Source organism: Sphingomonas kyungheensis, from assembly GCF_037120395.1.
Taxonomy (GTDB): Bacteria; Pseudomonadota; Alphaproteobacteria; order Sphingomonadales; family Sphingomonadaceae; genus Sphingomonas; species Sphingomonas kyungheensis.
The window spans coordinates 97,359-110,803 of record NZ_JBBBDM010000003.1; the positions used below are offsets into that span (position 1 = coordinate 97,359).

Here is a 13,445-nt window from a genome sequence, read left to right on the forward strand (position 1 = left end):
TTACGGGTGCGCAACGCTTGGCAAGCGCGCCGCGATCCCTCAAAGCCGCAACACCCTCGTCAAGGATGCGTCATGACTGCTGCCTATCCTGCGCTTCGCCTCCGCCGCACCCGCTCCAGCGACTGGAGCCGCCGGCTGCATGCCGAGACGGTGCTGACCCCCGCCGACCTGATCTGGCCGATGTTCATCGTCGAGGGGGAGGGGGTGGAGCAGCCGATCGCCAGCCTGCCCGGCGTATCGCGCTGGTCGGTCGACGGCATCGTCGCGCGCGCCCGCGAGGCACGCGACCTCGGCATCCCCTGTGTCGCGTTGTTTCCCTTCACTCCTGCGGGTTTGAAGACCGACGACGGGCGCGAGGCGCTCAATCCCGACAATCTGATGTGCCGGGCGATCCGCGCGATCAAGGATGCGGTGCCCGAGGTCGGCGTGCTGACCGACGTCGCGCTCGATCCCTATACCACCCACGGTCACGACGGGCTGGTCGATGCGGCGGGCTATGTTGTCAACGACGCCACCGCCGACCTGCTGATCGGCCAGGCGCTCAACCAGGCGCGCGCCGGCGCCGACATCATCGCGCCATCGGACATGATGGACGGCCGGATCGGCATGATCCGCACCGCGCTGGAAGGCGAGGGCGCGCATAACGTCCAGATCATGAGCTATGCTGCCAAATATGCCAGCGGCTTCTACGGTCCGTTCCGCGACGCGGTCGGGTCGCGCGGGCTGCTCAAGGGCGACAAGAAGACCTATCAGATGGATGCCGCCAACGCCGACGAGGCGCTGCGCGAGGTCGCGCTCGATCTCGCCGAGGGCGCCGACACGGTGATGGTCAAGCCGGGCCTGCCCTATCTCGACATCATCGTGCGGGTGAAGACGCGGTTCGAGGTGCCGGTGTTCGCCTATCAGGTGTCGGGAGAATATGCGATGCTGGAGGCGTCGGTCGCCGCCGGCGCGGGCGAGCGCGACGCTCTGGTGATCGAGACGCTGATGGCGTTCAAGCGCGCCGGCTGCGCGGGCGTGCTGACCTATCATGCGGCGCATGCGGCGCGGCTGCTGCATGGCTGAGCGCGCCGGCGATACCGGCCGCGCCTGCCGCATCACCTTCGTCGCGACCATCCTGACCGGATCGTTCCTGCTGTTCCTCGTCCAGCCGATGGTGGCGCGGATGGCGCTGCCGCGCCTCGGCGGCGCGCCGGCGGTGTGGAATTCGGCGATGCTCGTCTACCAGACGCTGCTGCTCGCCGGTTACGCTTATGCCCATGCGCTGGCGCGGCTGCGGCCGTGGGTGCAGGCGGCGGTGCATGTCGGCGTCCTGCTGATCGGCGCGGCATGGCTGCCGATCGGGCTGACCCTGGGCGGCGGCCCGGCCGGGTTGACGCCTGCTTTGTGGGTGCCGTGGCTGCTCGGCGCGTCGATCGGGCCGTTGTTCTTCGCCGTCTCGGCGCAGGCGCCGCTGGTGCAACGCTGGTTCAGCATCGCCAGCCGCGACGGCGATCCCTATGCACTCTACGCCGCCTCCAATCTCGGCAGCTTCGGCGGGCTGATCGCCTATCCGCTGGTGGTCGAGCCGTTGCTCGCGCTGCGCCAGCAGAGCTGGCTGTGGAGTGCCGGCTATGCGGTGCTGATCCTGCTGGTGATCGCCTGCGCGATCCGCCTGCCGCGCGGGGCGAGCGCCGATGTCGCGCGGCCGAGCAGCGCGCCCGCGACGCGTCGCCGCGTGCTGCACTGGATCGTGCTGTCGCTGGTGCCGTCGGGGCTGATGCTCGCCACCTCGACCTATATCACCACCGATATCGTTGCGATGCCGTTGCTCTGGGTGCTGCCGCTCGGCCTCTATCTGCTCAGCTTCACCATCGCCTTCGCGGCCAATCGCGAGATCGCCGATCTGCTGACGCGGATCGCGCCGATCACCATCCTGATGTTCGGCGGGGTGATGATCGGCGGCTTCAACGAATCGCCGCTGATCAATCTCGCGATCGCGCTGACCCTGTTGTTCATGGTGTCGGTGGCGCTGCATACACAGCTGTACCGGCTGCGGCCCGAGCCCGACCGGCTGACCGGCTTCTACCTCGCCATGGCGGTCGGTGGCGCCTTGGGCGGCGTCTTCGCCGGGCTGGTCGCGCCGGTGGTGTTTGACTGGACCTATGAATATCCCATCCTGATCTTCGCCGCCGGGCTGCTCGTCCCGCAGGTGTTCCTCACCCACCGCATCCGCGGCCTGTGGCGGACGCCGGCCAAGCGCCGCTTCGCCTATGCCGGGGTGATCGCATTGCTGGTGCTGCTCACCACGCTGACCTTCCGCGGCCCGGCCGATCTGTTCGGCGAAGGGCATCAGGGACTGACCTTCATCGGCATCGCGCTGATCGGCGTGATCTCGGTCGGCGCGCGACTGTCCTACGCGTTGATCCTGGCGGTGGCGCTGGTGATCTTCGGCGGCTGGCGCGCGGTCGAGCTGTCGCTGGCGCATGGCGCGCGGACGCGGAGCTATTTCGGCGTCTATACGGTGCGCGACGGGCGCGGCGTGCGCGAGCTCGATCACGGCACCACCGTCCACGGCATCCAGTTCACCGGCAGCCCGGTGCTCGAACGCCTGCCGACGACCTATTATGCACCGCCGTCGGGCATCGGCCGGGCGATGGAGGCGCTCGACGGCCTCTTCGGTCCGACCGCGCGGGTCGGCGTCGTCGGCCTCGGCACGGGGACGCTCGCCTGCTATGCGCAGCCGGCGCAACGCTGGCGCTTCTACGAGATCGACCCGGTGGTGGTGCGGATCGCCCGGGATACCGGTCAGTTCACCTATCTGCGCGATTGCCTGCCGCATCCCGACATCCGCGTCGGCGACGCGCGGATCAGCCTGGAGGCGGACCGGCCGGCGAGCCTCGACCTGCTCGCGCTCGATGCCTTCTCCTCGGATGCGATCCCGATGCATCTGATGACGCAGGAGGCTTTCGCCGATTATGCGCGCGTGCTGCAACCGCGCGGGCTGCTGCTCGTCCATATCTCCAACCGCTTCCTCGATCTCGAACCCGTGGTCGCGGCAGCGGCGCGGGCGGGGGGCTGGCAGGCGACGAAACTCTATTACCAGCCGCCGCGGCAGACCCCCGTCGCCTCGCCGAGCCAGTGGATCGCTCTGTCGCGCGACGCCGCGACGCTGCGCGCGCTCAAGGCGGCGGACCGACGCTGGGCGCCCCTGGTCGGGCGGCCGGGGTTCGTCGCGTGGACGGACGATTATTCGACGATCCTGCCGCTGCTCAAATGGCACGGATAGGTCGGTGAGTCCGCGCAGAGGCGCAGAGACAAGCGTGCCGCCGCGTCAGCGGCTTTTTCACACCAACGGTGATGAGAGGGCCTCGCTTATCGCAGGCGATACACCTCCGCGCCTCCGCGCCTCCGCGTGAATTACCTTCTCACATGTGTGATCGGGCCCCGCGTTAGGCGATAGCGATCGCGCAGGATGGGATTCACGCGGAGGCGCTGAGGCGCGGAGGAGTTGCGTTCGCTGCCTCGATGGTACGCACCTCCAGCCATTCGGTTATCGGGCCGTGCTTGCTGCGGGCGCTCTGCGTTCTCCGCGCCTCTGCGTGAACACGGCTCAGGCAGCCGGCAGCGCCGCCTGGAGCCGGTCGATCGTCTGCGCCTGCCGTTCGCCTTCGGCCGCGGCGCGCTCGCGCAGGGGGGCGAGCGCCGGATAGACGGGGAGCAGCGCCGCCGCCCGGTCGCTCGCGGCGAGATCGATGTCGGTGAGCAATGCCGACGCTTGCGAGCGCCAGTCATCGAGCCCGGCGAGCGCCGATTGCGCGTCGAGCCACGCATCGCTGCCGACCGCCTGTCCGCGCGCGCGCGCGGCGGCGGTCTCGGTCCGCGCGGCATCGGCGGCGAATCCCTTGGCGATCGTATCGAGCTGGCGCTGCCACGCGTCGATCCGGGCATCCAGCGCGGGATCGGGCTTGGCCTCGGCGACGGTCACCACCGGCTCGGCGAAGCCGAGCTTCTCCACCGCGCGCGGCGCCAGCGACGGATAGGGCGTCGCATCATGGGCGCAGGCCGCAAGCGGGAGGACAAGCGCGGACAGCCAAAGCATTTTCATAGCCAGCCTCTATGCGCAGGCAGAAAATCGCGCAACGCACTTGCGCGGGGCGAAACACCTGCTATCAGCGCGCCTCCAATGCGCGCCCGTAGCTCAGCTGGATAGAGCATCAGACTACGAATCTGAGGGTCGGACGTTCGAATCGTTCCGGGCGCGCCACTTTCCTCCCGTCGACAACGGCCCGGCGGGGCCCTTTCCACCGTCGGCGTTCTGGGGAGTGGCAGTACGTCGGTCATCAGCCGGACGTGCGCGATGTTCCGATCGATCCTCTCCTTCTTCGAACCCTTCATCCTGATGCTGCTCGGCACGGTGCTGCTCGCCAGCCTGATCCCCGCGCGCGGGATATGGGCGGGGATCGCCGGCGACGCCGCGGATGTCGGCATCGTCCTCCTCTTCTTCCTGCACGGCGCCAAATTGTCGCGCGAGGCGATCTGGGAGGGCGCGCGCAACTGGCGGCTGCACGTCGCGGTGCTCGCCACCACCTTCGTCGTCTTCCCGCTGCTCGGGCTGCTCGCCGGGCGGACGCCGGGGCTGGCCGGGCCGGTCGCGACCGGCATGCTGTTCCTCACCCTGCTGCCCTCGACGGTGCAATCGTCGATCGCCTTCACCGCGATCGCGCGCGGCAACGTCGCGGCGGCGGTGTGCAGCGCGTCCTTCTCCAACCTGATCGGCATCGTCGCCACCCCGGCGCTGGTCGCGCTGCTGATCGGCAGCGGCGAGGGCGGCGGTGGCATCTCGCTCGCCGCGGTCGAATCGATCGTCGCGCAACTGCTCGTGCCGTTCGTCGCCGGGCATCTGCTGCGGCCGTGGATCGGCGGCTGGATCGCACGGCGCAAGCGGCTGCTGACGATCGTCGATCGCGGCTCGATTCTGCTCGTCGTCTATACCGCCTTCGGCGCGGCGGTGGTCGAGGGGCTGTGGCACCGCGTCTCGCCGGCCGACCTGCTGCTGATCGGCGTGCTGTGCGCGGTGCTGCTCGCGGTCGTGCTGACCGTCACCTGGTTCGCCGGGCGCGCACTCGGCTTCAGCCGCGAGGATGCGATCGTGCTGCTGTTCTGCGGATCGAAGAAGAGCCTCGCCTCGGGCGTGCCGATGGCGGGCGTGCTGTTCCCGGCCGCGACGGTGGGCGCGGTGCTGCTGCCGGTGATGCTGTTCCACCAGCTCCAGCTGATCGCCTGTGCGGTGATCGCGCGCCGTTACGCCGATGCGGCGAGCCTCGCCGAGGCGGAAGCGGTCAGCCTCTAGCCACGGCGACCGCGGCGAGCACCTGCTCGGCCAGCTCGGGGCGGCAGATCAGCAGGTCGGGCAGCAGCGGATTCTCGCAATTGTAGACGAGCGGACTGCCGTCGATCCGCGAGGCATGCAGCCCCGCCGCCAGTGCGACCGCGGCGGGAGCGCAATTGTCCCACTCATATTGACCGCCGTCATGCAGATAGATGTCGGCGCGGCCGTCGACCACCGCCATCGCCTTCACCCCCGCTGATCCCATGCCGACCCGCGTCGTCGCCAGCGCCAGCCCGACGCGATCGACCATTTCGGTGGCGCGGGTGCGGCTGACCACCATGCGCGGCGCGGCAACGCTGCGCAGACGCGTACAGCGCGCCTCTGCCGTCGTGTAGACGCGGCCCGTGGTCGGCACCGCGACCGCGCCGATCGCCGGACGCCCGCCGATCGCCAGGCCGATATGCACCGCCCAATCGTCCAGTCCCTCGGCATAGTCACGCGTGCCGTCGAGCGGGTCGACGATCCATACCCGCTCCGCCGCGCAGCGGGCGCGATCGTCGATCGATTCCTCGGACAGGATGAAGTCGTCGGGGCGGGCGGCGCGCAGCCGGTCGAGGATCAGCCGGTTCGCCTCCGCATCGCCGACATCGCCGAGCGCCTTGCCCGACAGGTCATCGCGATCGCGGATCGCCAGCAGCAGATCGCCCGCCTCGGCCGCGACGCTCCGCGCGAGTTCGACGTCGGAGAGACCGCTCACAATTCGAAGCTCCAGATGCCGAGGACATGTTCGACGATGCGTTCGGCGGCAGCTTCGGCGCTTTCGCGGCGCGTGTCGATATGGATCTCCGGGCTGACCGGCGCTTCATACGGGCTCGAGATGCCGGTGAAATGCGCGATCTCGCCGGCGCGCGCCTTGGCGTAGAGGCCCTTGACGTCGCGCGCCTCGGCATCGGCGAGCGGCGTGTCGACGAAGATCTCGACGAACTCGCCCGCCGGCAACAGCCCGCGCACCAGCTCGCGCTCGGCGCGGAACGGCGAGATGAAGGCGGTGAGCACGATCAGCCCAGCGTCGGTCATCAATTTGGCGACCTCGCCGACGCGGCGGATATTCTCGATCCGGTCGGCGTCGCTGAAGCCGAGATCGCGGTTGAGACCGTGCCGGATATTGTCGCCGTCGAGCAGGAAGCTGTGCCGGCCGAGCGCGTGCAGCTTGCGCTCGACGAGATTGGCGATCGTCGACTTGCCCGATCCCGACAGGCCGGTGAACCACAACAGCCGCGGCTGCTGCCCCTTCTGTCGGGCATGCGCCTCGCGGGTGATGTCGATCGACTGCCAGTGGACGTTCTGCGCGCGCCGCAGCGCATGGTGGATCATCCCCGCGGCGACGGTGGCGTTGGTCTCGCGATCGATCAGGATGAAGCCGCCGAGTTCGCGGCTGTCGGCATAAGGCGCGAATACCAGGGGCGCGTCGGTATAGACCTCCGCGACGCCGATATCGTTGAGCGACAGCGTCTTGGCCGACAAATGCGCCTGCGTGTTGACGTCGACGACATGGGCGGGCGGCTGCACCGTCGCGCCGACGGTATGCGTGCCGAGCTTGAGCCAATAGCCGCGACCCGGCACCAGATCGGTATCGGCGAGCCAGACGATCGTCGCCTCGAACTGGTTGGCGGCCTCGGGCGGCGAATCGGCGGCGGCGATGACGTCGCCGCGCGAGCAATCGACCTCGTCGGCGAGCACCAGCGTCACCGCATCGCCCGCCTCCGCCAGCTCGCGGTCGCCGTCGAAGCTGACGATGCGCGCGACGCGCGTCGTCTTGCCGGAGGGGACGATCCGTACGCTGTCGCCAGGTGCGATGCGGCCCGCGGCGATCGTGCCGGCGAAGCCGCGGAAGTCGAGATCGGGTCGGTTGACCCATTGCACCGGCAGCCGGAAGGGCGCGGCGGCGGCCCGATCGGCGGCGACCGGCACGCTCTCCAGATGCGGGAGCAAGGCCGGCCCGCCATACCAGGGCATCGCCGGCGAGGCGCTGGTGACGTTGGCGCCGGTCAGGCCGGACAGCGGGATGGCGGTGAAGGCCTCGATGCCGATGCCGCGCGCAAAGTCGGCATATTCGGCGACGATCGCATCGAACCGCGCCTGGTCGTGATCGACCAGATCCATCTTGTTCACCGCCAGCACGATATGGCGGATGCCGATCAGGTGGGCGAGGAACGAATGCCGCCGCGTCTGCGTCAGCACGCCCTTGCGCGCATCGATCAGGATCACCGCGAGATCGGCGGTCGACGCGCCGGTCACCATGTTGCGGGTATATTGTTCGTGGCCGGGGGTGTCGGCGACGATGAACTTGCGCGTCTCGGTGGCGAAGAATCGATAGGCGACATCGATGGTGATGCCCTGTTCGCGCTCGGCGGCGAGGCCGTCGACGAGCAAAGCGAAGTCGATATTCTCGCCCTGCGTGCCGAGCCGCTTGCTGTCCGCCTCGAGCTGGCTCAGCTGATCTTCGAAGATCGTCTTCGAATCGTAGAGCAGCCGGCCGATCAGCGTCGACTTGCCGTCGTCGACCGAGCCGCAGGTGATGAAGCGCAGCATCGACTTGCGCGCATGGCCGTCGAGATAGGCGTGGATGTCGGCGGAGATCAGCGCATCGGGGGTATAAGCGGTCATCAGAAATAGCCCTCGCGCTTCTTCTTCTCCATGCTCGCCGCCTGATCGTGATCGATCGCGCGGCCCTGCCGTTCCGAGGTGGTGGTGAGCAGCATCTCCTGGATCACCGCGGGCAGCGTCGCCGCCTCGCTCTCCACCGCGCCGGTCAGCGGGTAGCAGCCGAGCGTGCGGAAGCGGATCGACCGTTCGACCGGCACCTCGCCCGGATGCAGCCGGAAGCGATCGTCATCGACCATCAGCAGCATGCCGTCGCGCTCCACCGTCGGGCGCGGTGCGGCGAAATAGAGCGGGACGATCTCGATCCCCTGGTCGAGGATATATTGCCAGATATCGAGCTCGGTCCAGTTGGACAGGGGGAAGACACGGATGCTTTCGCCGCGGTGGATGCGGGCATTGTAGAGGTTCCACAATTCGGGGCGCTGCGCCTTGGGGTCCCAGCCCTGGCTCGCCGAGCGGAACGAGAAGATGCGTTCCTTGGCGCGGCTCTTCTCCTCGTCGCGCCGCGCCCCGCCGAAGGCGGCGTCATAACCGCCGGCCTTCAGCGCCTGTTTGAGCCCCTCCGTCTTCCACAGATCGGTGTGGCGGCTGCCATGATCGAACGGGTTGATCCCGGCGGCGAGCGCATCGGGATTGGTGTGGACGATGAGCTCCATCCCCGCCGCGGCGGCGGCCTTGTCGCGCAGGTCGTACATCGCGCGGAACTTCCACGTCGTGTCGACATGGAGCAGCGGGAAGGGCGGTTTCGCCGGAAAGAAGGCCTTGCGGGCGAGATGCAGCATCACCGCCGAATCCTTGCCGACCGAATAGAGCATCACCGGTCGCTCCGCCTCGGCGACGACTTCGCGGAGGATGTGAATGCTTTCGGCTTCAAGCCGTTGTAAATGGGTCGGCGGGCTCATCCCTGTGCAGATAAGCGTCCTGCGCGCGGAAGCGACGAACTTATCCTATCGCCGCCCCTTAGTCCTGCTGCCGCCGCTCGACCGAGTCGAGCAGCACGTCGCCGACCATGAACACCGCGATCGGGCAGCAGGCGAACAGCAGCCAGCCGCCATAGCCAGGATATTGCTGAAGATAATGGATGCCACGTTCGACCGCGCCGACGCCCAGCCCGTAGATGACGAGAAAGGCCTCGAACTTGGTCTTGACCGTGAACAGGCGTTTGATCCGGTACAGCATGGCGGGCGCCATGCATGGCGCGCGCCAAGTGCGGAAATGCGTCGATCGGCGGGTGCAGAGTGTGGTTAATTGTTAAGTAACCCGACATTGCCCGGCAGGCGAAGGGACGCGGACGGCAGCATGCGCCGCCCGCGTCGCCTCTCACCGCGCTGCGGTGGCGATGACGTCTTCGTCGAGGAAGCCGGCGACCGGCGCCCCGGCGGGGATATTGGCGCTGGTGCCGGTCATGAAGAAGCCGGCGACCGGCAGCAGGACGACGGACCCGACGACGCCGGCGGTCCCGGTGGTGCCCTTGTCGTCGAAGGCGCCCGTCATCCGCACCTGCCGGCCGTTGACCTTCATCGATAGCACGCGGGCGTTGATCTTGCCCGATTTGCCCCACATGCCCTTGTTGCGCACCTCGGTCACCTCACCGATGGCAGGCGTGCCCTGCGGAATCACCGTCACGCCGTTGAGTTCGGTTGCCTCGGTGGTTTCGAGGCGGACGCGGTCACCGACGCGCAGCTTCTTGCCCTTGGTGGTCAGCGGCTCGAGCGTGCGCAAGTGTATCATCGTGCCGGCGGCAATAGCCGGCGTGCCGATCGCAGTCGCCGCCGTGGCTTGCACTGGCGCAGGCGAGACAATGGCGGCAAGCGCCGCCAAGGTTAACGTCACACTCATGTATTATCCTCCCAGGCCGGCAGTACGATACTCCCCTGAGTATGCCGGCTGGAAAAAGGCTATTGCATCAACTCGTTAAAAGAAGACTTTGCGTGGCTTCGCCTCGATCAATAGTCGAGTAGCGACAAGACGAACGAAAACTTGACTGTCGACATCGGTCAGATCAGCTCCGCCAACCCCATCACCTCAAGCAACCGCCGCCGCGCCGAGGCGATCGTCCGCAGCAGCGCCGCGTCGCCGAGCATCGCGGGATCGATCGCCTCGGGCCATTCGGCGCGCACCACCGACTCGATCGCGTCGAGCCGCGCCGCATCGACCAGGAAGCGCGGATCGATCGTCGCGGGATCGGCAACGACGCGGAGGCGCAGGCAGGCGGGGCCGCCGCCGTTCGCCATCGACTGGGTGACGTCGACCGTCTCGACCCGGCGGATCGGGCCATTGCCGGCCAGATGCCCGTCGAGCCAGCGCGACACCGCGGCGTTGCGGCGACATTCGCTCGGCACGATCAGGGTTGGCCCGTCATTGGTGGTGACGAGCTGCGCATTGAACAGATAGGAGGCGATCGCATCGGCGAGGCTGACGTCCCGCTCGGCGACCTCGACGATCTCGACCTCGGGGAGCAGGCGGCGGAGATCGGCATGGACGCGCTCGCGATCCGCAAAGGCGCGTTCGTGCGCGAACAGCACATTGGCATTGGCGACGGCGACGACATCATTGTGGAAGGCACCGGCGGCGACCGCGTTCTCGGATTGTTCGACGAACAGCACGCGGGCCGGATCGAGCCGGTGCGCGCGCGCGATCGCCGCGCTCGCCTCGCGATGCTGGCGGGCCGGGAAGCGGCCGCCGCCCAGCGCGTAGACGAAGATCTCGACGCCCGGCGCGTCGTGCGCGGCGGCGAGGCGCATGTGATTGGCCGCGCCCTCGTCGCCGAACGGGGCGGGGACGGGATCGTGCACGGCGAAGCCGGGGTCGGCGAAGGCGAGGCGGAGCTGCGCGAGCGTCTCGGGCCATTCGTGGCTGCGATGCGCCATCGTCATCAGGTTGGCGACGCTGAGGTGGCAGCGTCCGTCGGCCGTGTCCGGTGCCGGCGAGACGGTCGCGGCATTCGCCGCCCACATCGGCGAGGCGGACATCGCCTGCGCCTGGAGCAGCGGCGACGCCTCCTCGTAACGGACGGACAATGCGGCGAGCCAGTCGTGGTCGGGACGACGATGCGGCAGCAGCACGCCCTGCGTCAGCCCGAGCGCAAGATTGGCGCGCATCTTGGCGAGCCCCTGTACCGCCGCAGCGCGCGGATGCGAGACCTGCCCGGCATGCGCCGTCGCGGCAAGATTGCCGAACGACAGGCCGGCGTAATTGTGGCTCGGGCCGACGATGCCGTCGAAATTGATCTCGATCACCACCGCGGCACCTGCAACACCGTGTCGCCGACACCGACGCCCAGCGCCTCGACGCAGGCGCGCGATACGGCGATGCCGTCGGCGGCGGGGCGGACCAGCCCGAAGGCGCAGCGGAAGTCGGCGAGCCGCCCGGTCGCGACCAGCGCCTCCTCGCCTTCGCCCCCGTCATTGTGGACCGCGGTGATCCGCGACTCCTGCGCCTGTTCGATCGTGCGGACCCGGTCGGTGCGCGCGGTCATGGTCGGGCCGCCGTCGAAGATGTCGACATATTGTTCGAAGCTGAAGCCCTCATTCTCCAGCATCCGCATCGCGGCTCTGCCGCTCGGGTGGGGCAGGCCGATCGCGGCGCGCGCCGGCTCGGACAGCATCGCGGTATAGATGGGGTGTTTGGGCATCAGGTCGGCGATCATCTGATGGCCGTTGATCGCGTTGAACTGGTCGGCATCCTGGAAGCTCATCCCGAAGAACCGCCCGGCGAGCCCGTCCCAGAAGGGCGAGCCGCCGGTCTCGTCGATCACCCCGCGCAGCTCGGCGAGGATGCGGTCGGCGAAGCGGGCGCGGTGCGCGCGGATGAACAGGTACCGGCTGCGTGCGAGCAGCAGGCCGAGCCCGCCGGCGCGCTCGCCGGGATGGAGGAACAGGCCGCCGACCTCGCACGAGCCTTCGAGATCGGTGGTCAGCGCGAGCATTTCGGCCCGGAAGGTGCGTGCCAGCTCCTTGCTATGCTGGGTCAGCGTGCCGAGCCGATAGCTGTAGAACGGGTGCTGCTGGCCGACCTGGGTGAACAATTGGCAGGTGCCGCGCACCTCGCCGGTCGCGACATTCTCGAGCATCAGCACGAACAATTCGTCGGTCACCGGCCCGTCGGCGCGCGCGAAGGCGGCGCCGGCCCGTTCGAGCTTGCCGCGCAGCGCCTTGCGATCGGGCGGCAGATTGGTGAAGCCGCCGCCGGTCAGCTTGGCCATCTCGTACAGATGTTGCAGATCGTCGGCGCGCGCCGCCCTGATCCGGAAGGTCATGCCTGCCCCTTTCGCATGATGCGGTGGATGGTGAGCGCCGACAGCGCGGCGCGTTCGGCGAGGCTGTCGACGATCATGAACTCGTCCGCCGAATGGATCGCGCCGCCGCGCACCCCCATGGTGTCGATCACCGGCACACCCGCGGCGGCGATATTGTTGCCGTCGCAGACGCCGCCGGTCGCCCGCCAGCCGATCGGGATGTCGAGGTCGGCACCGACCGCGGCGACCAGCCCGAACAGGGCCTCCGCGCCGGCGTCGAGCGGCTTGGGCGGGCGGTTGAAGCCGCCGTGCACCGTGATCGCGACCTCGTGTCCGGCCGCGATCTCGGCGACGGCGGCGTCGATCGCGGCGCGGGCGCGCGCGATCTCGGCGGCGGCGGCGGGGCGGAAATTGACGCGCAGCACCGCAAGATCGGGGACGACATTGTTCGGCCCGCCGCCGTCGATCCGCGCCGGATTGACCGCAAGCCCCGGCGCCCGCGCCTCGCTGAGCCGCACCGCCAGTGCGGCGGCGGCGACGATCGCATTGCGGCCGTCCTCCGGATTGCGCCCGGCGTGCGCGCTGCGCCCACGCACGACGATCGAGAAATTGCCCGTCCCGCCGCGCGCGCCGGCCAGGGTGCCGTCGGGCAGTGCGGGCTCGTAGGTCAGCGCCGCGACCTTGCCGCGCGCCGCGCGGGCGAGCAGCGTCGCGGAGGACAGGGATCCGGTCTCCTCGTCGCTGTTGATCACCACCTCATAGCCGAGCCGCCCGACCCCCGCCGCCTCGACCGCCCGCAAGGCGGCGAGCATGACGGCGAGCCCGCCCTTCATATCGGCGGTGCCGGGGCCGTTGATCGTGCCGTCGGCGCGATGGGTCAGCGTCTGGAAGGGATGATCGGCCGGATAGACCGTGTCCATATGGCCGGTGAACAGCATCTGCACCGGCGCCTCCGGCCGGACCCGCAGGTGAAGGTGCGCGCCGTGATCGAGCCGCGCGACGGTGCCGTCCGCACCGACCGCCTCGACCGGGTCGGGCGCGACCAGCGCAAGCTCGCCGGGCAGCGCGGCAAAGGCATCGGCGAGCCGCTCCGCCATCCGCGCCACCCCGGCCAGATGGCGTGTCCCGCTGTTGATCGCCGCCCAATCCTCGACCTGATGCAGCATCGCGGCGGCATCGATGGTGGCGATCAGCGCGGCTTCGTCGTCCGGCAATCCTCTCATCGCCGCCTGT

12 protein-coding genes and 1 tRNA gene are annotated in these 13,445 nt (G+C 68.9%); 4 read left to right on the forward strand and 9 right to left on the reverse strand.

Annotated features, from left to right (window positions below):
* The first annotated feature begins 72 nt into the window (after positions 1 to 72).
* Positions 73 to 1,065: a porphobilinogen synthase gene (gene hemB, locus V8201_RS08235; RefSeq protein WP_336544975.1), complete on the forward strand. Its 993-nt coding sequence runs from the start codon at positions 73 to 75 to the stop codon at positions 1,063 to 1,065.
* Positions 1,058 to 3,268: a spermidine synthase gene (locus V8201_RS08240; RefSeq protein WP_336544976.1), complete on the forward strand. Its 2,211-nt coding sequence runs from the start codon at positions 1,058 to 1,060 to the stop codon at positions 3,266 to 3,268. The genes hemB and V8201_RS08240 overlap by 8 nt, the downstream gene beginning before the upstream one ends.
* Positions 3,269 to 3,592: 324 nt before the next feature.
* Here V8201_RS08240 and V8201_RS08245 read toward each other — a convergent pair whose 3' ends face one another.
* Positions 3,593 to 4,087 (reverse strand): hypothetical protein, encoded by a 495-nt coding sequence (locus V8201_RS08245; RefSeq protein WP_336544977.1) that lies wholly within the window; start codon positions 4,085 to 4,087, stop codon positions 3,593 to 3,595.
* Positions 4,088 to 4,169: 82 nt separating this feature from the next.
* Between V8201_RS08245 and V8201_RS08250 the strand changes: the two genes are divergently transcribed.
* Positions 4,170 to 4,246: transfer RNA gene (locus tag V8201_RS08250), tRNA-Arg, on the forward strand.
* Positions 4,247 to 4,339: 93 nt separating this feature from the next.
* Complete coding sequence (locus V8201_RS08255) at positions 4,340 to 5,332, forward strand: bile acid:sodium symporter family protein (RefSeq protein WP_336544978.1); 993 nt, start codon at positions 4,340 to 4,342, stop codon at positions 5,330 to 5,332.
* Here V8201_RS08255 and V8201_RS08260 read toward each other — a convergent pair.
* The 8 genes from V8201_RS08260 to V8201_RS08295 all read right to left on the reverse strand — a co-directional run bounded on the left by V8201_RS08260 (position 5,322) and on the right by V8201_RS08295 (position 13,435).
* Positions 5,322 to 6,068: a 3'(2'),5'-bisphosphate nucleotidase CysQ gene (locus tag V8201_RS08260; RefSeq protein WP_037531233.1), complete on the reverse strand. Its 747-nt coding sequence runs from the start codon at positions 6,066 to 6,068 to the stop codon at positions 5,322 to 5,324. The genes V8201_RS08255 and V8201_RS08260 overlap by 11 nt on opposite strands.
* Positions 6,065 to 7,978: a sulfate adenylyltransferase subunit CysN gene (gene cysN / locus V8201_RS08265; RefSeq protein WP_336544979.1), complete on the reverse strand. Its 1,914-nt coding sequence runs from the start codon at positions 7,976 to 7,978 to the stop codon at positions 6,065 to 6,067. Before cysN ends, V8201_RS08260 begins: the two co-directional genes overlap by 4 nt.
* The gene (cysD, locus tag V8201_RS08270; protein ID WP_037531228.1) at positions 7,978 to 8,877 is read right to left on the reverse strand and encodes a sulfate adenylyltransferase subunit CysD; all 900 of its coding nucleotides are present in this window, start codon (positions 8,875 to 8,877) and stop codon (positions 7,978 to 7,980) included. Before cysD ends, cysN begins: the two co-directional genes overlap by 1 nt.
* A gap of 58 nt (positions 8,878 to 8,935) precedes the next feature.
* Complete coding sequence (locus V8201_RS08275; protein WP_037531335.1) at positions 8,936 to 9,154, reverse strand: hypothetical protein; 219 nt, start codon at positions 9,152 to 9,154, stop codon at positions 8,936 to 8,938.
* Between the two features lie 141 nt (positions 9,155 to 9,295).
* On the reverse strand, positions 9,296 to 9,814 hold the full coding sequence (locus tag V8201_RS08280; RefSeq protein WP_051583203.1) for a hypothetical protein: 519 nt from the start codon (positions 9,812 to 9,814) through the stop codon (positions 9,296 to 9,298).
* A 158-nt stretch (positions 9,815 to 9,972) separates the two neighbouring features.
* Complete coding sequence (locus tag V8201_RS08285; protein WP_336544980.1) at positions 9,973 to 11,217, reverse strand: N-succinylarginine dihydrolase; 1,245 nt, start codon at positions 11,215 to 11,217, stop codon at positions 9,973 to 9,975.
* Entirely contained in the window at positions 11,211 to 12,233 is a 1,023-nt protein-coding gene (gene astA, locus V8201_RS08290; protein WP_037531222.1) for an arginine N-succinyltransferase, read from the reverse strand. Before astA ends, V8201_RS08285 begins: the two co-directional genes overlap by 7 nt.
* Positions 12,230 to 13,435 (reverse strand): hydrolase, encoded by a 1,206-nt coding sequence (locus V8201_RS08295; RefSeq protein WP_336544981.1) that lies wholly within the window; start codon positions 13,433 to 13,435, stop codon positions 12,230 to 12,232. The genes astA and V8201_RS08295 overlap by 4 nt, the downstream gene beginning before the upstream one ends.
* Positions 13,436 to 13,445 lie beyond the last annotated feature (10 nt).